This window comes from Chloroflexus sp. (genome assembly GCF_034435895.1).
Taxonomy (GTDB): domain Bacteria; phylum Chloroflexota; class Chloroflexia; order Chloroflexales; family Chloroflexaceae; genus Chloroflexus.
In genome coordinates this window covers 1-19,942 of sequence record NZ_DAOTWH010000151.1, presented here as the reverse complement: position 1 = coordinate 19,942, position 19,942 = coordinate 1, and the positions used below count along the sequence as shown (strand labels likewise).

The following is a 19,942-nucleotide window of genomic DNA, read 5'->3' as shown; positions in this document are numbered from 1 at the left end:
GTAGGGGCACAGCGCGCTACGCCCCTACCTCATCCCTTCCAGCACCCAGTTATCGATTAACCGCACGCCATCGAATCGCACCGCCATCGAGAGCAGCGCCCCCTCTAGCCCAATCTGATCCAGCTCGCGCAGGGTCAGCGGGTGGGCCACACTCACATACTCCGGCTCCGCCAACGGTTCAGCCGCCAGCACCTCGCGCATCAACGCGCGCAACGCCTCACCGCTGCGCTCACCGGCGGCGTAGCGTTCGGCGGCGGCCCGCAATGCCCGGTAAAGCACCGGCGCGGCAGCGCGTTGCGCAGGGGTGAGGTACACATTCCGGCTGCTCAGCGCCAGCCCGTCCGGTTCGCGCACCGTCGGCGCGACCACGATCTCGACCGGAATATTCAAGTCACGTGCCATCTGCCGGATCACCACCGTCTGTTGCGCATCCTTCTGGCCGAAGTAGCTCTTGGTTGGCTGCACGATGTTAAACAACTTGCACACTACCGTCGCCACACCGCGAAAGTGGCCGGGCCGGGCCGCGCCTTCCAGCACTTCATCGGCGGCGGGTTGGATGACATACGTGCCAAAGCCGGGTGGGTACATCTCTTCCACCGGCGGCACAAAGACCAGATCAACCCCGGCGGCGGCGAGCAACGCCAAGTCGCGCTCGGTATCGCGCGGGTAACGGGCAAAATCTTCGTGCGGCCCAAACTGGGTTGGGTTGACGAAGATGCTGACTGCCACCGCCGGGCATTCAGCGCGCGCCCGCTCGACGAGCGCCAAGTGACCTTGGTGGAGATAGCCCATCGTCGGTACAAAGCCTAATTCGCCAAAGGCCGCGCGCGCGCGGCGGAAATCGGCGATAGTATGTAGTACTTCCATACGATTCCTCATTGAACAGATGTGATAAGGTTCGCATGTCATTGCGAGTCGCCGCCAGCAGTGCGGCAATTGCCTGATTGAGCGCGAGAGATTGCTGGCACGAGCGCGCTAGGTCGCCGCTTAGTACGGCCCATCCGCGGCCCGCCATCTACGCCTGTGGATCGACCCCGCAATTGAGCCGGTCAGCGCAGTGCGGCTCAGGTGCTACGCCCTTCCTAGCGGCACAATCAGACTGGTTCCTCTGACGGTGCGCCGGCGTCGAACTGGCGCAACGCCGCCGCCAGTTCGTCTGCATCCATCCGGCTGCTATGTTCGGGGCCGGGGAAGGCGCCGGCGCGCACATCATTGGCGTATTGGGCCAGCGCCTCGCCGATGATAGCGGCGAGATTGGCGTAACGGCGCGCATGGCGGGGCACAAAATCGCTGTACAGGCCGAGCATATCGTGCCAGACCTGCACCTGCCCGCTACAGCCGGCGCCGGCCCCGATCCCGATCGTCGGAATCCGTAGCCGTTCGGTAATCGCTTGCGCGAGTTCGGCAGGCACCAGCTCGATCACAACCGCAAAGGCGCCGGCCTCTTGCACGGCCAGCGCGTCGGCCAGCAACTGCTGCGCCTCGGCGGCGCGTTTACCTTGCACCCGCAACCCAATTTGGTTGACCGCTTGCGGGGTAAAGCCAATATGCCCCATCACCGGAATTCCCAAATGCACTAGCCGGGCAATCGTCGGTGCGATATGCACACCACCTTCCAGCTTCACCGCTTGCGCGCCCGCCTCTTGTAGCATCCTCCCGGCGCTGATGACGGCCTGTTCGGGCGAGGCGTAGGTTAAAAACGGCAGATCACCCACGACCAACGCCTTGCGCGCACCGCGCACGACGGCGCGGGTGTGGTGCAACATCTCGTCGAGCGTCACCGGCACCGTCGATTCGTGGCCTAAGACCACCATCCCCAGCGAATCGCCGACCAAAATCATAGGAATGCCAGCGCGATCGGCGATTTGCGCCGAAGTATAGTCATACGCGGTCACCATCGGGATCCGCTCGCCGCGATCGCGCATCTGCTGAATATCACGAATGGTTGTGCGCATTGCCGGCTCCTCTTGGCAGTCATTCGTTGCCGGTCATTCCGGCATGCCCGATTGTAGCACGGAATAGTGAGGGGGGTGATAGCAGGATAGAGCAGGAAAGGGTTTGGTGATAGCGCAGGGCTAAACCATAGTGATACTATGTGTAAATATGGCGTAAACGTGATGTAGCGGGTGAAATGTGGCTCTTCTGTATGATGAGCCTTGTCACTAAAGAAGATACAACTTTTTGTGAAGCGAAATAATGAGTGATTTATTCAGCACGCGGTCTGGTTTATTTAAAATCGATTAACAATTTTGTTGTAGTAGTTTAGCGCCCAATTTTCAAAATGTTTGACATACCAGAATAGGTTGCATAAAATATAGCAACATTACTTGCCCATGGAGCCAATGCTATGCAGAGAAATCCTACGATGGACATCCCCCCCATGTTGGTGCCGTATGCTCGCCGGATTGCTCTTCGTGATCTAGAACTATTTTATTACGATACCGGCGCTGCTCAGGCGCCAACGCTCCTGCTCATTCACGGGTTAGGCGATGAAGCCGATACATGGCGGTCTATCATTCCGTCACTCGCGCAGCGCTATCGCGTCATTGCGCCTGATCTACCCGGTTTTGGCCGCAGTTCCGGCCCTAAAAGCGGTTACAGCTTAACCTTCTTTGCCCGCGCGATGGCCGAGTTTATGGCGGCGCTCGGTTTGCAGCAGGTAACGTTAGTTGGCCATTCATTGGGGGCAATGATTGCGCAGCGTCTGAGCATAGGCTTGCCTCAGCTCATCCAACAGCAAATTCTGATCAGCGGCTGCTTGCCGATCAAACACCAATTTCCACGCCGCCGGCTGTGGCTGCTCTTATTGCCGGGGGTGGGCGAGTTGATGTTGGCCGGTATGCAATGCTCGCATGAGTTGGCCTTCCAGAGCTTGCGCCCATTCTACTTCAATCTCTACGAATTGCCGGCGCGCGAGCAGCGGTTTCTGCGCCGCCGGGTGTGGGCGCGGCTGTGCCAAGCGCGCCAACGCCGGGCAACCCTCTCGGCGTTGCGCTGGCTGGCGGTTGATGCGCTCTTCCGCGCTGATCAATATCTCGATCTGGTCAGTGAATGTCCGACGCCAACTATTCTCATGGCTGGCGATCATGACATGATCGTCGCAGGCGAATGTATCGAGGCCACCGAAGTGGTGCTTGCAGGGCGCGGGCAGTATATCCATCTCGAATCCTGCGGCCACATGCCGCAGCAGGAATGCCCTGCGCTGATCGTTGAATTGATCGCAGAGCTGGTTCCTGCTGGGTGCGATGGTGAATCCGATTGGCACAACGAACATTCAGACGGCTAGACGTGGCTACGAGGAGGCAGCATGTTCGCCGGCTTCCGCCCCGCGCGCCCGCACCAATGAGGCAATGATTGACACGGCAATAATGGTGGCGACGACCCCCAACGACACCCCGGTCGGAATCTTCCAGCTCACGCCAACGATCGCCGCGCTGAGGTCAGGCAACAACATCTTGACGCCGACAAACGCTAGCACCACCGACAACCCTAGCTTGAGGTAGTGGAACAGGTGGACAACGCCGGCCAGCACAAAGTAGAGCGCGCGCAACCCTAGAATGGCGCAAACATTTGAGGTGTAGACGATAAACGGATCTTGCGTCACCGCAAAGATGGCTGGAATCGAGTCAATGGCGAAGATGAGGTCAGTGGTTTCAACCATCACCAACACCAGCAAGAGTGGCGTCGCCATCAACACGCCATTCTGGCGGGTAAGAAACTTCTGGCCGTCGTAGCGATCGCTAATCGGCATAAAGCGGCGGAACAGGCGCACTACTGGGTTCTTCTCCGGCTCGATCTGCTCGTCTTGGGCCGTGGCCATACGAATGCCGGTAAAGATCAGGAATACGCCGAAGATCCAGATAACCCAGTGGAATTGCTTGATCAGCGCCGCACCAGCCAAAATCATCGAGCCGCGCATGACCAGCGCGCCAATAATGCCCCAGAAGAGCACGCGGTGCTGATATTTGGCCGGTACCGCGAAGTACGAGAAGATCAGCACAAAGACGAAAATGTTGTCAACGCTGAGCGCTTTTTCAATCAGATACCCGGTTAAGAAGGCAAGCCCGGCATCGCTCGCGCTGAGCGAGCTGTTTGGCATGATCACATCCCAGAAGAGGTACAAGCCCAGATTAAAGAGCAACGCCAACGAAATCCAAACGACGCTCCAGATGGCTGCTTCGCGCAGGGAAACTTCGTGCGCTTCCCGGTGAAAGACGCCTAAATCAATTGCGAGCAGGGCCAAGACAAAAAGATTGAAACCGACCCAGACCCATACTGCATCGAACATGGTTTTGCTACTCCCTGTGCATGTGATACGTTTTATCACAATAATAAAGGCGAGCCGACGGCAGCTCACCACTGCGTCGGTCTCGCCAGTCTGGCATCCCAGTACTCAATGCAACCGGGAATTTGAGAATTCCGTCTTGACGATTGCATCAACCTGCGCGAAGCAGGCGGCTACTCCCCAACGGTTTGCACTATAGCGTACTTTTGCCGTTTCTGATAGGGAAAAATTACCCACCCATCCTACGGGTAGGCGGTAGCCATGATGGCGGAGAACCGCCCTTGCCAAGCACGTTCTTTACCGATATGCTCAACGATTATGTATACTGTTGTAAAAATGAACAATGGATACGCCGTATGGATTTGATCACAATCGGGTTGCTCATTGGCGGGCTGGCGCTGCTTGCGGTCGGCGGTGAGTTGTTGGTGCGCGGTTCGAGCCAGCTGGCGGCGCTGGCCGGCATCTCGCCGCTGGTGATTGGGTTGACAGTGGTGTCGTTTGGCACTAGTTCGCCTGAATTGGCCGTCAGCATTCAGGCCGGCTTGGCCGGCAAGAGCGATATTGCGGTCGGCAATGTCGTGGGGAGTAACATTTTCAATATTCTCTTCATTCTCGGCGCGTGTGCGGTGATTAGCCCGTTGATCGTGGCGGTGCAGCTTATCCGGCGCGAAGTGCCGTTTATGATCGCTGTTTCGCTGTTGCTGGCCGGCCTTGCGCTCGATGGCAGCGTCGGCTGGCTGGATGGCTTGCTCTTGTTTGGCTTGCTGATCGGCTATACGGTGTGGTCAATCTATGCCAGCCGGAAAGAGAGCGCCGAGGCGCGGGCCGAATTTGCCCAAGAGTTTGGGCCAGAGAAGCTGCCGGCGCAGGGTGGCGCAAAAGTGTGGCTGACCAGCATCGGTTTTATCGTGGTCGGGTTGGGTTCGCTGGCCCTTGGCTCGAACTGGCTGGTCGAGAGCGCAACGACGCTGGCGCGGACCGTTGGGGTGAGTGATGTGATTATTGGTCTGACCATCGTGGCGGCGGGCACCTCGCTGCCCGAAGTGGTGGCCTCGATTGTGGCCACTCTCAAAGGCGAGCGTGATATTGCGATTGGGAATGCCATTGGCAGCAATGTCTTCAATATTCTCGGCATTGTTGGCCTTGCCGCGTTGATAACACCCGGCGGCTTGACGGTCGCCCCTTCGATCATTACCTTCGATCTGCCGGTGATGATCGCGGTTGCATTTGCAGTGCTGCCCATCTTTGTCACCGGTCTCAGCATTAATCGCTGGGAAGGGGCGCTCTTCCTTGGGTACTATGTGGCATATACCGCCTACCTGATCTTGGCTGCTACCCAGCACGATGCCTTGCCGGCCTTCAGCGGCGTGATGGCGCTGTTTGTATTGCCAATTACCGCGATTACGTTGCTGGTGTTGGCGCTCAATGCGGTGCGCCGGCGCGATTGGGCGACGCCGGGGGCGTGACCGGCGCCGCAGGCCGCGCGGGGTGATCCGCCCTCCGCCCCACTCCGTGGTTTGGTCGCTGCGGTCGTGGGGTGTGATTCATACCGCCGTGCGGTGTGATCGATACCGCGTCGTCATAGGAGCCGCACGGCCGTGCGGCTCTACCGGGGGTTTTACGGTAATACGATCAGGGTTCCTTGTTGGGCTTCGTGGCCGGGGATGCGACAATAAAACCGGTATTCGCCGGGGGCGGGGGCGCGGAAGACCAGAATCGCGTCTACCCCCGGATCGGCTGAGACGGTGCGATCGCCACTCGGCAGTTCGATGGTCAGGCTGTGAGCGACTTGGCCGCGGTTGCGCAGCCGGAGAAAGATCTGCTCGCCGGTTTGGACTTCGATCCGATCCGGATCAAAGCGCATTTCGGTGGCGGTGACTTCGATGGTGCGTTCGCGCAATGGCTCGCCGCAGGCAGCGAGGAATGCTAATCCGATGAGGATGAGGCCGGCGGCGAACAGTAGCCGGTGCAGGCGTGCTTGGATGGCAGTTGGCATAGGATCATACTCTACAGGTATGGTTCGCGGTCGCTTCGCCATAACTGTACCAGAAATAGGCGCGGTGATGGGGAGATGCCGTCTTGTGACAGTTCAACCATTTTCGGGTACAATGGCAACAGACTCAAACCCTTGCGGAATGTTGCGCGATAAATCAGGCAGCCATGCCACGAGGCATGTTACCGCGATCGTAGGGCTAGTTTGGCCAAAGTATCATATCTTGCGTCAGCAGTGATGGGTCGAGATGGGCAACTACGTATCGCTCGCCGATCATGATCTGCTCAACCCGTATGATGACACGTTACCAATCGCCGGAATAAGCTGCATTGCGCCGGTGAGTGGCCGGCGCCGGTATTCTATCACGGTATAGGGTTGGTTTCTGCACGTTGGTCGAGGGGAGCATGCTCTATCTGCTTGTGTTGATTGCGTTGGCCGCTGCGCCGCTGGCGTTGCTGGCCCGCTTGCCCGGTCGTGATCGCATTGCATGGGGCTTGGCCCTCATTCCATTGGTCATCTTTGGCTTGACCTTGGCACAGGCCGGACCAGTGTGGGAAGGCGGCCAGATCGTCGAACGGATCGCGTGGGCGCCGGCTCTTGGGCTTGATCTGAGTTTTGCCCTCGATGGCTTGAGCCTGCTCTTTACGCTGATTATCACCGGTATCGGTACGTTGATCGTCGGCTACGCCGGCCATTATCTCAGCACCGATAGCGGTCTTGGCCGGTTTTTAGCCTACATGATGCTGTTTATGGGCGCGATGCTCGGTCTGGTGCTGGCCAGCAACGTGCTGACGATGTTCGTCTTCTGGGAATTGACGTCGGTCACGTCGTACCTGCTAATCGGCTACAAGCACGATTATGCCGATGCGCGGCGCGGCGCGTTACACTCGCTGTTGGTGACCGGCGGCGGCGGGTTGGCGCTGCTGGTTGGGTTACTACTGCTAGGGCAGGCCGCTGGGAGCTACGAGCTGCGCGATATTCTGGCTGCCGGCGATGGCTTGCGAGCGCACGCGCTCTATCCGGCGGCGGTGATCTTGATCTTGCTCGGCTGTTTTACCAAATCAGCCCAAATACCCTTCCACTTCTGGTTGCCGGGGGCGATGCAAGCTCCCACCCCAGCCAGCGCCTTTCTCCACTCGGCCACCATGGTCAAGGCCGGCGTGTATCTGATGGCGCGGCTAAGCCCGGCGTTGGGCGGCACGGCGCTGTGGGATGTGACGCTGGCCGTGGTCGGCGGCGCCACGATGACCTTCGCCGCGATTGTGGCGATGCGCCAGTTTGACCTCAAGGCGATGCTGGCCTATACCACAATCAGCATGCTCGGCGCGCTGACGATGCAGATCGGTCTGGGAGGCAAGTATGGCGCCGAAGGGGTGGCGACCAACATTTTGGCCCACGCGCTGTACAAGTCGGCGCTGTTTATGCTGGCCGGCGTGATCGATCACGAGTGCGGCACGCGCGATCTGCGCCGGTTAGGCGGATTGCGCGCCTATATGCCGCAAACGATGGTGATCACCGCGCTGGCGTTGCTCTCGTTCGGCGGCATCCCGGTGATGTTTGGCTTCGTCGCCAAAGAGTTGATGCTGGAAGCGGCGCTCGAAACCGATCTCGGCGCAACCCTGAGCGTGCTGGCGGTGGCGGCGATTGCAGTGACGGCGGCGGCTTCGTTGGTGACAGGTTGGCGGTTATTCAGCAATATCTTTCTTGGCCAGCGCAGCATGGCGGCCATGCAGCAGCATATCACCGATCCTGCGCCGGGCATGCTGATCGGCCCCGGCGTGCCGGCGGCGCTATCGCTGATCATTCCGCTGGCCTTGCTGGGGCCAATCAGCGGCTTGATTGCGCAAGCGAGCGCGGCGATCTACGGCAAGCCGATTGCAGTGAAGTTGGCCCTCTGGCATGGCGTGAACCCGGCGCTGTTGGTCAGCCTTGGCGCGATTGCGGTTGGTTTCGGGTTAGCCCGTTTTGGCGAGCAGTTGGCGAACATACGGGGGTGGCCGGCATGGTCGCGCGGCGATATGATCTTCGATCGCCTGATTGAGCGCACGCTGGCCGGCGCGACGGCGCTGACCCGCGCTATTCAAGAGGGTCGCTTGCGCCGCTATATTCTGCTCACGGCGCTGGCGATGCTGGTCTTTGTCGGCGTGCCGTTTGCCAGCTTCGGTCTCGGCGCGATCCGGTTTGATCTCGATCCGCAATTGCAATTCTACGAAGTGCTGGCCGTGGCGCTAATCCCGGTTGGCGTACTGGCGACGATTCTGGCCCGCACGCGCTTGGGGGCGATTATCGCCGCCGGCATGGTGGGGGCAATGGTGTCACTGTTGTTCGTGCTCTTCTCGGCCCCCGATCTGGCGTTGACCCAGTTGCTGATTGAAGTGCTCTCGACCGTCTTCCTGCTGTTAGTCTTTTCGGTCTTGCCGGTGCGGTTCGAGAGCTTTTCAGCCGCGTGGGTGCGCCGCCGCGACGCGATTGTGGCGACGGCAATGGGCCTCTTGATAACGGGGTTGGTATTGGCGACGGCGACCAACGATGCGTTCGCGCCCTTGGCGCCCTTCTTCCTTGAGAATAGTCTTGAGAAGGGCAAAGGCGCCAATGTGGTCAACGTGATTTTGGTTGACTTTCGCGGCTTTGACACCATGGGCGAAATTACCGTTTTGTTTATTGCTCTGTTAGGCATCTACGGCTTGCTCCGTTTACGACAGGGGAAGAACGATGTTGCACCGGAACGAGTCACCACTGCCGAACCGGCCGCCGAACCGGTTGACACCAAGAGATAGCGCGCTGTACGATTCGCTGATCCTGCGCACGGTCAGCCGGCTGATGATGCCGCTGCTGTTGCTGCTCTCGATCTATATGCTGCTGCGCGGGCACAATCTACCCGGCGGCGGCTTTATCGGCGGCTTGCTAGCTTCTAGCGCGATCATTCTGCAAATCGTGGCGTTTGGCCCCAAAACGGCCCAGCGTATCTTACCGATCAATTACCTGCTGCTGGCGGCGTTTGGCGTCTTCTTTGGCGCGATTTGGGGCTTGCCGGCTATGGTTGCCGGCTCGCCCTATATGCAAGCGTTCTGGCTGCCCGATCCGATCCCCGGTGTGGGCAAAATCGGTACGCCGGTGCTGTTTGATATCGGGGTCTACTTCACTGTGATTGGCGTGACGACCAAAATCGCGCTGTTGCTGGTTGAAGAGCCGTCACTCTTCCCGTTGCCGGCAATGAAATCAGCGCCGGTCGAGCAAGAGGAGGGCGCATGATTATCTTGTTAGCGATTGCGATCGGATCGCTCTTTGCCGGCGCGACCTATCTGATGTTGCGCCGTTCGGTGGTGAAGTTGATCCTTGGGTTGATCTTGTTGAGCCACGGGGTCAATCTGCTCATTTTTACCATGGGCGATGGCGTGCGTCGTGGCGCGCCGCCACTGGTGGATGCCGCCGGCCAGCCCCCTCCCGGCTCCGCCGATCCGTTGGTGCAGGCTCTGATCCTGACCGCGATTGTGATTAGCTTTGGGTTTACCGCCTTTGTGATGGCGCTGGCCTATCGCTCGAATCAGGCAGTGGGCAGCGACGATCTGGATGATCTCTCGACAACTGACCGCTTGTAGCACAGGAATATAGACATGGTTTTTCATCTCTTTATTCCGATCATTACGCCACTGATCGGGGCAGCGCTGGCCGTCTTGTTCAACCGCCAGCGCATCGTGGCGCGGGCCATCACGCTGCTCAGCGTCTTGATCAACCTCGGCTACGGTCTGTGGTTGATGAGCGCCGTGCCAGCGAGCGGGCCATTGGTGGCGCAAGCGTCGGGTTGGCTGGCCCCATTCGGCATTTCGTTAGTGGCTGACGGGATGAGTGCGCTGATGGTGATGCTGGCCGCCTTGCTTATGCTGACGACGATCTCCTACAGCTTTGCTTCGATCGACGAGCAACGTGAACAACACTTTTACTATCCGCTCTTGCTGCTCTTGCTGCTCGGCGTGAGCGGTGCGTTCCTCACTGGTGATCTCTTTAACCTGTACGTCTGGTTTGAAGTGTTGCTGGTGGCGTCGTTTGGATTGATTACGCTCGGCGGCAGCCGCGATCAGCTTGAGGGCGGGTTGAAGTATGTAGTGCTGAATTTGCTCGGCAGCACTGCGTTTCTGTTTGGTTGCGGCTTGATGTACGGCTTCGCCGGCACGCTCAATATGGCCCATATCGCCGAGCGGATGGCGACCCTCGCCAACCCCGGCTTGCAGACCGTGTTGGCCGGAATTTTTCTGTTTGCGTTTGGCAGCAAAGCTGCGATTGTGCCGCTCTTCTTCTGGCTGCCTGCTAGCTACCACACGCCGCCGGTCGCTGTTACCGCTATCTTTAGCGGGTTGATGACGAAGGTTGGCGTCTACGCGCTCTACCGGACATTCGGGTTGATGTTCCAGAACGAATTGGCCACGTATGGGCCGTGGCTCACGCTGCTGGCCGGTCTGACGATGGTGATTGGCGTGTTGGGAGCGGTGGCGCAGATGAATGTGCGCCGTATCCTCAGCTTTCACATTATTAGCCAGATCGGGTATAGCGTGATGGGATTGGGCTTAGCCAGCGCTGCTGGCTTGGCCGCCGGCTTGGTCTTTACCGCGCACGTGATGATCGTCAAGATGGCGCTGTTTTTCATTGGCGGCGCTGCCGAGCAGATCTACGGCACCGGCGATCTGAAGAAGATGGGTGGTTTGGCCCGCAGCGAACCGCTATTGGCGCTGTTTTGGTTCCTTGGCATTTTGTCGCTGGCTGGCATCCCGCCGCTCAGCGGCTTCATCGGCAAGCTGATCCTCTTACAGGTAGGCGTCAGCCAGCAGGCGTATCTGATTACCGCCGTGGCCGCCGGCACCAGCATTTTAACCTTCTTCTCGATGCTCAAAATCTGGAACGAGGTCTTCTGGAAGAAGTCGTACGATGATGTCAATCGCTTGCCGCGGGTATCGTTCGGCTTGTTGGCGCCGGGAGCGGCGCTGGTTGTCCTCAGCGTGGCGCTAGGCTTGCTGGCCGGGCCGCTGGTAGATTACAACACGATTGCCGGCCAACAGGCGTTTGACCGCAATGTCTACATTACCGCCGTCTGTGGCGCAGATGGTTGTGAAGCGGTGTATCGGGCGGCGCTGAAGTAAAGGGGGCGGTATGATCGTCTTAGTGCTCATTCTTACCCTCACATGGATGGCGCTGCAAAGCAGCTTTACGTTACCAGATCTGATCGTAGGGCTGGCGGTCAGTTATGCCATCGTCGCGCTGGCCAGCCGCTTTTTGAGCGTGCCCTTTGTCAATGGCGGGCTCGGGCGCCCGCGTATGGATACGCGCAATTACGCCCGCCTGACCTTCAAGTGGATTGCGTTTATTGGGTTTGCGCTATGGAGCGTCTTGAAGGCGAATATTGATATGGCGCGGATCGTGCTCTTCCGGCGCGTCGCCGATATTCGTCCCGGCATTATCGCCATCCCGCTCGATGTCAAGAGTGATGCCGGAATTACCGTCTTGGCGAATCTGATTACGTTGACGCCGGGCACCGTCTCGCTCGATATTTCCTCCGATCGGCGCACGATCTACATTCACTGCATTGATGTGCAAGACGCCGATGCGGTGCGCGATGACATTAAGCAGAACTTCGAGCGGCGGGTGATGGAGTTGTTACCGTAGGGGTCAATCATCATGACGTTGTTTGAAATGCTGATCGCCGGGTTGATGGGGGTCTTGGCGATTTCGATGGTGATCGTTACGGCGCGGTTGCTGATTGGGCCGAGCATTCCTGATCGGGCAATGGCGTTTGACGCGATTATGAATCACGTGGTGGCGTTAGTGGCGCTCTATGTGGTGATTACCGATCAATTGGCGCTGGTTGATGCGATCTTGATCGTCGCGGTGCTCGGTTTTCTGGGGACGGTGGCGGTGGCGCGCTATATTGAGGAGGGGCGGAGTTAATGGATCTGAAAGAGATTGTGACCCTGATATTGGCGACGATCGGGGTGGCGTTTGTGCTCATTTCATCGATCGGGATTATCAAATTGCCTGATCTCTATACCCGTGTTCACGCGAGCGGCAAAACAGGCACGTTGGGGATTATAGGGGTGCTGTTGGCCGTAGCCATGCATCATGATGATCTGATTGCCGCCGCGAAGATGATTGCCCTGATCGCGTTCTTTTGGTTGACGGCGCCGGTGGCGGCGCACATGCTGGATCGAGCCGCCTACCTGACCGGGGTCAAGCGCGCGCCGCAGACGGTGCAGGATGATTTGGCCGGCAAGTATGATGTTGAGCAGGGCCGGTTGCGGTCATAGGGTTACGCGGCTTGCTGGGTATATTGAATAGCCACGAAAAGACACAAAAGGCACAAAAAGGTGAAGTTGTTGGTTTGGGTGTCTTTGTGGCTATGCTCCAACCCTCGTTGCGTTCTTGGCGGCGTTGGGTTGGCCCCCACCCCTTGCCCCTCCCCCAGCGGGGGAGGGGTGTTGCTCTCACCCCCCGGTCTCTGCTCCCACCTGACGGCGGGAGCGAGGCGGGTTGGACAGCCACGAAGAGACACAAGAGGCACAAAAAGATGTTTGTTGTGTCTTTTGTGGCTCTTGATGGCTATTCCCCATCCTTGAACGGTGCAGCGGGGGATGGTGAGTCGTTGCCGGTAGCGCGGCTCGCAGCGGCGACGATCTGTTGCAGGTAGTGCTGCCAGTGTTGCTGGTTGGCGCGGGTGAGACGGCGAATAGCGGCGAGATCGCCGGCTTCGCCGGCTTCGACCGCGGCGGCGAGCGACTCTTGGAAGGCGCGGGCCAGATCGGCGACAGCGCGGCGCAGTTCGGCGTTCATAGCGCGCTGGCGTTCAAGCTGTTCGTACAGCCACTCATTGAGCCGCAATTGTTCTTCTAACTGTTCGCGCAAGCGCTGTTCCGCCGGCGTCATAGGCTACCTCAAGAATCGGTGCGCCCAACCTGATCGCAGGTCGGGCGTAAGGTGTCTGGCGGGGAGAGTGAGATTCGAACTCACGAGGGCTTATTAGGCCCTACCCGTTTTCGAGACGGGCACGTTCAACCACTCCGTCATCTCCCCGTGCTGCGTCGCTCACATATTATAGCGAGATGGGCGGATCTGTGCAAGTGGAAGCGCCGTTTGTATGATAGGATATCGCTATTACAATGCGCTAAGCTCGTAGAAAACTGCTGGATTGGGCATATGGCAACACCGAAGCGACATTGGCTAGCTGCCATTCACGATCTCCCGCTTGCTGCTGCGCTGATCTGGTATGGTTCAGTCAGTTGTGTCGCGCTGATTCTCATTGGTGCGGTATGCCTCAATAGTGTCGCGTATGTGCGCAGTTTTGTTGATGATACCGCCTATCATATTCCGATGGCAGTGGAAATTGCCCGCCATGCTAATCCCTACTATGTTGATGTGAAAGCCACATTTACCTCATTCTGGTTTCCGGCTGGCGCTGAGGCGCTGGTTGGCCTGTTTGTCGCCGTTACTCGCGATATTAATAGCACCAATCTGTCAGGCGCGCTGTTTTATATTTTGTTTTTGGTGGTGAGTTACCTGTTCGCTGGGATTTGGACGACAGCTCGGCACATTCGGCTCTTATCGGTCGCCCTGTGCGGGGTCATTCCGGTGCTGTTTGCGCAGACTGTGGCATTTTATGTTGATATTCATATCAACTTTTTAGTGTATCTGAGTTTGTATTTGCTCACGTTGGCGTTGGTTCGGCGGCAGGTTGATTATGCTTGGTATGGGATTGGCGCGGCAATCCTGTCGGCAAGCGTGAAATATCATGGGTTGTTCTTTGGCGCGGTGTTGATGATTGCGGCGCTTGCAGCAATGGTCGCGATCCGGTCGTACAAACCCTCGTGGCGGTCGTTGCTGTTCGTGGTTGGCAGCGGCGTATTTACATCGGGATGGTATCTGCGCAACCTGTGGTTGAAAGGCAATCCGCTCTATCCATTAGATTTGCCGCAACCGCTGCCTACAATCTTGACGAATCTTGGTTTGCCTTACCAAGGGATACCGTTTCCCAACTTATCACCGCAGGCTGTCTGGCCCCATCCGCTTATTCCCCAATCGCCTGTGGTGTACAATCTTATTCCGCACATCACGAATGATGCGTTTGGGTTGATATTTCCGATTTCGCTGCTCATGCTTGGGATTGTGGCCTTGCGTTCTCACCGGATGCCGGCGCCGCAACGCCGGGCATATTGGTTTGTACTGGTGGTTTCGGTTGCGATTGTTGCTGTGTTGCCGTTTCATCTCAGTGTGCCGTGGTATGTGCTGTTTTTGCCGGCAGTGGCGGTGTTATGGCCGGCGATGCTGGCCGCGACGAATCCGAGTAGCTACCGGTTTGCTTGGTATAGCTATGCAGTGGTGATGATCGTCAGCATGATCTATATTGCAGCTAATATTGTTGGCATCGGCAACCATAGAACTATTACTCAAGAAGCGATTTCTATCTTACAGGAGCATCGCCGTTCTGATATTGTCTCGTTTGATATTGTTGAACAAGGAAATTTACGTATTGGTTATTTGAGCGGTCGTATGACGTTTATTGCCACGTTGTACGATCGACGTCTTACCAACCAGTTGATTCAACTGCATTATCAAGATTATTTGCTCGATCACGGCCCCGATTTCACCAACCCGGCTGATTTTGTGGCCTATGTGCGCTCACTTGATCTCGATTACATCGTCATCTTTGATCCAAAAGCGCCCGGGGCTGCTATTTTGCTCAAACATTTCTTTGATATGACCATTGTTGAGGATAAGTATTAAATCACAGGTCTGTAATCGAGCAAGCGGCTAGGCTCAGGGGACGTTTCCAGTTCCCTACACCCGCTTGATCACCACCATGGTCATATCATCGGCTTGGGGCGCGTCGCCGGCGAAGGCGTTGACGGCGGCGAGTACGGCAGCCACGATCGCGGCGGGGGTTTGGTGATGGGTAGCGCGAAGGACAGCCGCAAGCCGGTCGTCGCCGAACAGTTCGCGTTCCGGGTTCATCGCTTCGGTGATGCCGTCGGTGTAGAACAGCAGCACGTCACCCGGTTCGAGTGCGAGTTCTCCCGGCGCAAAGTGCGGATCGGGGATGATGCCAAGCACGATCCCTTGGGCGGCGAGCGGGATGACTTTCCCTGCGGCGCGGCGGTAGAGCAGCGGGTAGTTGTGGCCGCCGTTGGCGAATGCGATCTGGCCGGTGGCCGGGTCGATCTGGGCGTAGAAGCAGGTCACGAACAGGCCGGCCCGTGAATCGGCGAGAATCAGCCGGTTGGCGCGTTGCAGCACTGCAACCGGCGGACGGCCATCGATGGCGCTGGCGCGGATCAGGGTGCGCGAGAGGGCCATAAAGAGGGCTGCCGGCACGCCTTTGTCGGTCACATCGGCGATGATGACGCCGAGGCGGGGCGCACTGCCGGAAGTTGCCGGCGGCAATTCGATAAAATCGTAGAAGTCGCCGCCAACTTGGCGCGCGGCGCGGTAAAAGGCTTCGATCTGCAAGCCGGGCACGAAGGGGCAACAGTCGGGCAAGAAACTGGCCTGTATCTCGCGGGCCAGATCGAGTTCGCGTTCGAGCCGTTGGCGGGCGAGCGCCTCTTGGTTGAGCCGTTCGCGGTCGATCATCTGGGCTAATTGGCTGGCGAGTAGGCCGAGTAGCTCGGCTTCGCTGTCGAGAAAGGAGCGGGGGGTGATGGTGTTCACCAAGAGCAAGCCAAGCTGTGCCCCGCCGAGCTCAACCGTTACGGCAAGGTGGCCTTGAAAGTTCTGCCGGCGCAAGAGCGGCGGCAGGCGCATCAAGGCATCGGTAGGCAATTGCGCGCTGCGTTCTGGCAAGTACCACAGATGCGGGTGCTCTTCGTCGAGCGTTAGCGGCCATGGGCTGCCGGCGGGCAAGGCCCAGCCGTAACAGGCGCGCAGCACCGCTCTCCCTCCCTCTTCATCGGCTTCGACAAACGCGCAGGCATCGGCGTCGAGCAGGCGCGCGCCGACGCGCACCAATCGTTGCAAGGCCGGTTCGAGATCATCGCTGACCAACAGTTCTTGTGAGAGCGACAGCAAGGCGCGCCGTTCTTGCACCCGGCGTACGCTACACTCCTCGTAGAGATAGGCGCGGGCGATAGCGGTGCCGAGCAGATCGCCAATGGCGGCCATCAGATGTTGCTCGGGCGTCTTGAGCCGCGCCCACTGGCTGGTGGCGAGATTGAGGATGCCCACCACGCGGGAGTTGTCGCGTAAGGCGATCGATACATGATGGGAGAGGCCGCGCTTGTCGCCGACGGCGCCACGGAGCCGGGAACATGCCATGAAGGACGGTTCACGGAGTTGGCCCTCGCGGCACGTTTCTTGACAGGCGCATTCGCCTTGCCATGCCAAACCGGGATAATTGAGCGCCGGCGGAAGGTGCTGACGCGCGGCGAGGGTAAACTGATCGCCTTCGTCGCGCAAATAGATCCAGCCGGCCTCGAGGCCGGTCAACGCCAAAATATGGCCAAGCGCCGCTTCCAGCGCTGCGCGCAGGTCAAGCGTTTGGTTGAGGGTTTGGGCGAATGAGCGCAAAGCTGCCCATTCGGCGAGGTTGTGGCGCCGATCAGAAGGCGGCATAGGACAACGAATGGGAGAACGAATAAACGAATGGTTTGATGGAGCCGCACCGCCGTGCGGCTCCTCATATAGGACTATTCGTTGGTGAACAGACGTCCTTTAGCGCTTTTTGCGGCTGATCGAGACGCCATCGCGCAGCGGGATGATCACCGACTCGAGCTGCGGGTGCGCCATGATGGCGCGGTTGAACCGCTGGATGCCGCGCACGAGCGGCGAGGCGTCTTCTTCGAGCACTTGCGCGCTGCACAGCACGTTGTCGGCGATGAGCACGCCGCCGGGACTGAGCAGCGGTACGCTTAGCTCAAGCGCCTGCGTCGCCTGTTCGTCGTTGGAAGAATTGCGCAAGACGTCGAGAAAGATGAGGTCGAATTCTTGATTGAGCGCGGGCAGGATCTCGCGCCAATCGCCGAAATGGATTGTGATCAGGTCGCGGTAGCCGGCGGCTTCGATCACTTCGTTGGCGAGCTTGACCCGCTCAGGATTGCGCTCGATCGCCGTCATTTTGCCGCCAGTCTGGCGGAGCGCCTTCATAATGAAGATGGCGGCATAGCCGGTGGTGATGCCCACTTCGAGCGCGTTGCGGGCATTCATCATCAGCGCCTGTAGATAGAGAAATTGTCCCTGCACCGGCCCGACCAGCGACAAACCCTGCTGTTTGGCGCGCGCTTCGAGGTTGGCTAGTACCTCGTCGCGCGGTGGCATGAGATCGTGCAGATAGTCTTCGATTGCAATATTCGTGATGTCGTAGCGCATCACGTCCTCCTCACCCCGATGTTGGTGGTGGTGTGTGCGGCTGCCACCCCAATGGCGTCAGTTGCATACGCAAACACTTCGTCTCATACTAAATTGTATCACACCCTTGCCCATCTTGTGGTATGATCTAGCCTATCACATTATGCGCATAAGCTTGCAGCGGGAGGCAGCCGTGGCCGCGATTCGCATCCTGATTGCCGAGGATAATGATCTTGTATCGCTCACGCTTGAAGAGCAGTTGAAAGGGTTGGGATACGAGGTGGTTGGCATTGCCCGTACCGGCGCCGAGGCGGTGATGCTTGCCACCCGCCTAAAGCCTGATCTGGTGATCATGGATATTCGCATGCCGGAGATGGACGGTACCGAGGCGACGGCCCGCATCCGTGATCAGACCGGGATTCCGGTGGTGATGCTGACGGCGTTTGCCGATAAGGATACCATCCGGCGGGCCGAGGCAGCCGGTGCGCTGGCCTATTTGGTCAAGCCGATCAATGAGCAGGAGTTACCGCCGGCGATTTCGATTGCGTTGGCCCGCCACCGCGAGCTGCAAAATCTGCGCAGCGAGAATCTTGAATTGCAAGAGGCGCTGGAGGCGCGGAAGTTGATCGAGCGCGCCAAAGGTATTTTGATGCAGCGCCTCGGCCTGAGCGAGCGCGATGCGTATGAGCGTCTCCGCCAACGTGCCCGCGATAAGCGCACCAAGATGAAGGATATTGCGCAAGCAATTATCGAGGCCGAAGAGTTGCTGGGCTCGTGACGCGGAAGGCGCAAAGGAAGCAAAGGCGCGAAGAGCGCAGAGAGCGCAGAGGGTTTAAACGCAAAGGCGCGAAGGGCGCAAAGATCGCAAAGGTTTTGATTGGGGGGTGAGCAGCGCGCTTGTGCCCAATCACAAAAAACCTTGGCGTCCTTGGCAGCGTTACGTTAAGAGTCTTTGTGTCCTTTGCGGAGCCGGACGGCCGTCCGGCTCTACATGCGTCTTTGCTCGCTTTGCAGTTTGGAGTCATATCTATCAACTACGCCAACCACCAATCCCTACATCCTTGCCCATCTCGAATGGCTCGGCTTCGTCCAACCTACCGGCGTGGTCGTCTCGGCCCCGGCCTTGGTCAGCGCCGGCGCCATTCTGCCCCGCGATGACCGCGAGAGCCAGCGCCTGCTGTGCAACTGCCTCAGCAATGACGCGGCGGGCCGCCCGCTCATCGCCGATTTTCGCCACTTCGCCCGCACCGTGCTCGGCTGGAGTTTGTCACCGCGCGGCTATGCCGGGGTGGACGGCGCGCCGATCCCGCCGGAGCTGACCGTGCCGCTGCCCGATTACGGCGAGACGCTCACCCCCGATCTGGCGGTGCGCGAGCGCGACCCCGCTCCCGGCGCGGCGCCGGCCGGCTGGCGTGGGCGCCCCACAGCCGGCTCGAACGCATGCTGCGCGAGACCGGCGTCCCCGCCGGCGTACTCTGCAATGGCTACGTCATCCGCTTGCTCTCCGCTCCCCGCGGCGAGAGTTCGGGTTGGCTCGACTTCCGCATCGCCGATTTCTGCCTCACCGCCGGACGCCCGCTGGTGGCAGCGTTGCGCCTGTTGCTCAGCGAGCAGCGCCTGCTCAGTTTGCCCCGCGCGCAGCGCCTCGCCGCGCTGCTGGCCGAGAGCCGCAAGTACCAAAATACGGTCAGCGAGCGGCTGGCCGAGCAGGTGCTGGCCGCGCTCTATGCCCTGCTGCGCGGGGTGCAGGCGGCCAACGCCGAGAGCAATGGCGCGCTGTTGCACGACGTGCTGCGCGATGACCCCGATGCGGTCTACCACGGCCTGCTGACGGTGCTGCTGCGCCTGATTTTCCTGCTCTACGCCGAGGAGCGCGGCTTGTTGCCTACCGATGCGGTCTGGGAGCAACACTACGCGCTGGCGAGCTTGTACGAACAGTTGCGGGCCGATGCCGCGCTCTACCCCGATACGATGCACCACCGCTACGGGGCGTGGGCGCGGCTGCTGGCGCTGTTCCGGCTGCTGCACGACGGCGCACCGGAGCTGGGGTTGCCGCGACGGGCGGGGGTGTTGTTCGACCCCGACCGCTTCCCGTTCCTCGAAGGCCGCCCGCTGGGCAGCGTCCGCCAGCACGGGCAGCGGATCGTGGCCCCGCGCATCCCCGACGGGGCGGTCTATCAGGTGCTCGAGCACTTGCTGCTCTTGGACGGCGAGCGGCTGTCGTACCGGGCGCTCGATGTCGAGCAGATTGGGGCGGTGTACGAGACGCTGATGGGCTTCCGGCTGGCGGTGGCGACTGGCCCGACGCTGGCGATCAAGGCCGAGCAGCGCGACGGCGCGCCCAC

19 protein-coding genes, 1 tRNA gene and 1 pseudogene are annotated in these 19,942 nt (G+C 59.3%); 12 read left to right on the top strand and 9 right to left on the bottom strand.

Annotated elements, in window-relative coordinates; translation table 11 throughout:
- Positions 1-24 precede the first annotated feature (24 nt).
- Together panC and panB are read right to left on the bottom strand one after the other, a co-directional pair.
- Positions 25-867 carry a pantoate--beta-alanine ligase gene (gene panC, locus U9R81_RS09200; RefSeq protein WP_322495183.1) on the bottom strand — a complete coding sequence of 281 codons (843 nt, stop codon included), beginning with the start codon at positions 865-867 and terminating at the stop codon, positions 25-27.
- Positions 868-1,094: 227 nt separating this feature from the next.
- Positions 1,095-1,955, bottom strand: coding sequence for a 3-methyl-2-oxobutanoate hydroxymethyltransferase (gene panB, locus U9R81_RS09195; protein ID WP_066785530.1), 861 nt, complete (start codon positions 1,953-1,955; stop codon positions 1,095-1,097).
- Between the two features lie 392 nt (positions 1,956-2,347).
- Between panB and U9R81_RS09190 the strand changes: the two genes are divergently transcribed.
- Positions 2,348-3,286, top strand: a complete 939-nt coding sequence (locus tag U9R81_RS09190; protein WP_322495182.1) for an alpha/beta hydrolase — start codon at positions 2,348-2,350, stop codon at positions 3,284-3,286.
- A gap of 6 nt (positions 3,287-3,292) precedes the next feature.
- Here the strand turns inward: U9R81_RS09190 and U9R81_RS09185 are convergent, their stop codons facing one another.
- Positions 3,293-4,288 carry a TerC family protein gene (locus U9R81_RS09185; protein WP_322495181.1) on the bottom strand — a complete coding sequence of 332 codons (996 nt, stop codon included), beginning with the start codon at positions 4,286-4,288 and terminating at the stop codon, positions 3,293-3,295.
- A 353-nt stretch (positions 4,289-4,641) separates the two neighbouring features.
- Between U9R81_RS09185 and U9R81_RS09180 the strand changes: the two genes are divergently transcribed.
- Complete coding sequence (locus U9R81_RS09180; protein WP_322495180.1) at positions 4,642-5,751, top strand: calcium/sodium antiporter; 1,110 nt, start codon at positions 4,642-4,644, stop codon at positions 5,749-5,751.
- A 152-nt stretch (positions 5,752-5,903) separates the two neighbouring features.
- Here the strand turns inward: U9R81_RS09180 and U9R81_RS09175 are convergent, their stop codons facing one another.
- Positions 5,904-6,281 (bottom strand): cupredoxin domain-containing protein, encoded by a 378-nt coding sequence (locus tag U9R81_RS09175; RefSeq protein WP_322495179.1) that lies wholly within the window; start codon positions 6,279-6,281, stop codon positions 5,904-5,906.
- 401 nt (positions 6,282-6,682) lie between these two features.
- Between U9R81_RS09175 and mbhE the strand changes: the two genes are divergently transcribed.
- The 7 genes from mbhE to mnhG are packed head-to-tail and all read left to right on the top strand — an operon-like array spanning position 6,683 to position 12,571.
- Positions 6,683-9,055 (top strand): hydrogen gas-evolving membrane-bound hydrogenase subunit E, encoded by a 2,373-nt coding sequence (gene mbhE / locus U9R81_RS09170; protein WP_322495178.1) that lies wholly within the window; start codon positions 6,683-6,685, stop codon positions 9,053-9,055.
- Positions 8,991-9,530, top strand: a complete 540-nt coding sequence (locus tag U9R81_RS09165) for a Na+/H+ antiporter subunit B (protein WP_322495177.1) — start codon at positions 8,991-8,993, stop codon at positions 9,528-9,530. The genes mbhE and U9R81_RS09165 overlap by 65 nt, the downstream gene beginning before the upstream one ends.
- Entirely contained in the window at positions 9,527-9,877 is a 351-nt protein-coding gene (locus U9R81_RS09160) for a sodium:proton antiporter (protein WP_322488329.1), read from the top strand. Before U9R81_RS09165 ends, U9R81_RS09160 begins: the two co-directional genes overlap by 4 nt.
- 15 nt (positions 9,878-9,892) lie before the next feature.
- Positions 9,893-11,410 carry a proton-conducting transporter membrane subunit gene (locus tag U9R81_RS09155; RefSeq protein WP_322495176.1) on the top strand — a complete coding sequence of 506 codons (1,518 nt, stop codon included), beginning with the start codon at positions 9,893-9,895 and terminating at the stop codon, positions 11,408-11,410.
- 10 nt (positions 11,411-11,420) lie between these two features.
- Positions 11,421-11,933: a Na+/H+ antiporter subunit E gene (locus tag U9R81_RS09150; RefSeq protein ID WP_322495175.1), complete on the top strand. Its 513-nt coding sequence runs from the start codon at positions 11,421-11,423 to the stop codon at positions 11,931-11,933.
- Positions 11,934-11,945: 12 nt separating this feature from the next.
- Complete coding sequence (locus U9R81_RS09145; protein WP_066785503.1) at positions 11,946-12,215, top strand: monovalent cation/H+ antiporter complex subunit F; 270 nt, start codon at positions 11,946-11,948, stop codon at positions 12,213-12,215.
- Complete coding sequence (mnhG, locus tag U9R81_RS09140; protein WP_322495174.1) at positions 12,215-12,571, top strand: monovalent cation/H(+) antiporter subunit G; 357 nt, start codon at positions 12,215-12,217, stop codon at positions 12,569-12,571. Before U9R81_RS09145 ends, mnhG begins: the two co-directional genes overlap by 1 nt.
- A gap of 292 nt (positions 12,572-12,863) precedes the next feature.
- Here the strand turns inward: mnhG and U9R81_RS09135 are convergent, their stop codons facing one another.
- Both U9R81_RS09135 and U9R81_RS09130 read right to left on the bottom strand, forming a co-directional pair.
- Positions 12,864-13,187 (bottom strand): DUF2203 domain-containing protein, encoded by a 324-nt coding sequence (locus U9R81_RS09135; RefSeq protein ID WP_322495173.1) that lies wholly within the window; start codon positions 13,185-13,187, stop codon positions 12,864-12,866.
- Positions 13,188-13,243: 56 nt separating this feature from the next.
- Positions 13,244-13,334 (bottom strand) — tRNA-Ser (locus tag U9R81_RS09130).
- Here U9R81_RS09130 and U9R81_RS09125 point away from each other — a divergent pair.
- Positions 13,335-15,041 carry a hypothetical protein gene (locus tag U9R81_RS09125; protein ID WP_322495172.1) on the top strand — a complete coding sequence of 569 codons (1,707 nt, stop codon included), beginning with the start codon at positions 13,335-13,337 and terminating at the stop codon, positions 15,039-15,041. It abuts the tRNA gene before it with no gap.
- 54 nt (positions 15,042-15,095) lie between these two features.
- Here the strand turns inward: U9R81_RS09125 and U9R81_RS09120 are convergent, their stop codons facing one another.
- Both U9R81_RS09120 and U9R81_RS09115 read right to left on the bottom strand, forming a co-directional pair.
- Positions 15,096-16,865, bottom strand: a complete 1,770-nt coding sequence (locus U9R81_RS09120) for a GAF domain-containing SpoIIE family protein phosphatase (RefSeq protein WP_322495171.1) — start codon at positions 16,863-16,865, stop codon at positions 15,096-15,098.
- Between the two features lie 99 nt (positions 16,866-16,964).
- Entirely contained in the window at positions 16,965-17,618 is a 654-nt protein-coding gene (locus tag U9R81_RS09115) for an O-methyltransferase (RefSeq protein ID WP_322495170.1), read from the bottom strand.
- Between the two features lie 172 nt (positions 17,619-17,790).
- Here U9R81_RS09115 and U9R81_RS09110 point away from each other — a divergent pair, with 172 nt between their 5' ends.
- Complete coding sequence (locus U9R81_RS09110) at positions 17,791-18,375, top strand: ANTAR domain-containing response regulator (RefSeq protein WP_322495169.1); 585 nt, start codon at positions 17,791-17,793, stop codon at positions 18,373-18,375.
- Between the two features lie 252 nt (positions 18,376-18,627).
- Here U9R81_RS09110 and U9R81_RS09105 read toward each other — a convergent pair whose 3' ends face one another.
- Positions 18,628-18,834 carry a hypothetical protein gene (locus U9R81_RS09105; protein WP_322495168.1) on the bottom strand — a complete coding sequence of 69 codons (207 nt, stop codon included), beginning with the start codon at positions 18,832-18,834 and terminating at the stop codon, positions 18,628-18,630.
- Between the two features lie 203 nt (positions 18,835-19,037).
- Here U9R81_RS09105 and U9R81_RS09100 point away from each other — a divergent pair.
- Positions 19,038-19,942, top strand: a pseudogene (locus U9R81_RS09100) (type IIL restriction-modification enzyme MmeI); the annotation flags it as partial.

What these genes read in the sequence shown, in the direction of transcription:
- U9R81_RS09135 (WP_322495173.1), bottom strand. Translation starts at nt 13,187, where the DNA reads ATGACGCCGGCGGAACAGCGCTTGCGCGAACAGTTAGAAGAACAATTG.
- U9R81_RS09120 (WP_322495171.1), bottom strand. Translation starts at nt 16,865, where the DNA reads ATGCCGCCTTCTGATCGGCGCCACAACCTCGCCGAATGGGCAGCTTTG.
- U9R81_RS09175 (WP_322495179.1), bottom strand. Translation starts at nt 6,281, where the DNA reads ATGCCAACTGCCATCCAAGCACGCCTGCACCGGCTACTGTTCGCCGCC.
- panB (WP_066785530.1), bottom strand. Translation starts at nt 1,955, where the DNA reads ATGCGCACAACCATTCGTGATATTCAGCAGATGCGCGATCGCGGCGAG.
- U9R81_RS09185 (WP_322495181.1), bottom strand. Translation starts at nt 4,288, where the DNA reads ATGTTCGATGCAGTATGGGTCTGGGTCGGTTTCAATCTTTTTGTCTTG.
- U9R81_RS09145 (WP_066785503.1), top strand. Translation starts at nt 11,946, where the DNA reads ATGACGTTGTTTGAAATGCTGATCGCCGGGTTGATGGGGGTCTTGGCG.
- U9R81_RS09165 (WP_322495177.1), top strand. Translation starts at nt 8,991, where the DNA reads ATGTTGCACCGGAACGAGTCACCACTGCCGAACCGGCCGCCGAACCGG.
- mbhE (WP_322495178.1), top strand. Translation starts at nt 6,683, where the DNA reads ATGCTCTATCTGCTTGTGTTGATTGCGTTGGCCGCTGCGCCGCTGGCG.
- panC (WP_322495183.1), bottom strand. Translation starts at nt 867, where the DNA reads ATGGAAGTACTACATACTATCGCCGATTTCCGCCGCGCGCGCGCGGCC.
- mnhG (WP_322495174.1), top strand. Translation starts at nt 12,215, where the DNA reads ATGGATCTGAAAGAGATTGTGACCCTGATATTGGCGACGATCGGGGTG.
- U9R81_RS09155 (WP_322495176.1), top strand. Translation starts at nt 9,893, where the DNA reads ATGGTTTTTCATCTCTTTATTCCGATCATTACGCCACTGATCGGGGCA.
- U9R81_RS09160 (WP_322488329.1), top strand. Translation starts at nt 9,527, where the DNA reads ATGATTATCTTGTTAGCGATTGCGATCGGATCGCTCTTTGCCGGCGCG.
- U9R81_RS09150 (WP_322495175.1), top strand. Translation starts at nt 11,421, where the DNA reads ATGATCGTCTTAGTGCTCATTCTTACCCTCACATGGATGGCGCTGCAA.
- U9R81_RS09180 (WP_322495180.1), top strand. Translation starts at nt 4,642, where the DNA reads ATGGATTTGATCACAATCGGGTTGCTCATTGGCGGGCTGGCGCTGCTT.
- U9R81_RS09115 (WP_322495170.1), bottom strand. Translation starts at nt 17,618, where the DNA reads ATGCGCTACGACATCACGAATATTGCAATCGAAGACTATCTGCACGAT.
- U9R81_RS09190 (WP_322495182.1), top strand. Translation starts at nt 2,348, where the DNA reads ATGCAGAGAAATCCTACGATGGACATCCCCCCCATGTTGGTGCCGTAT.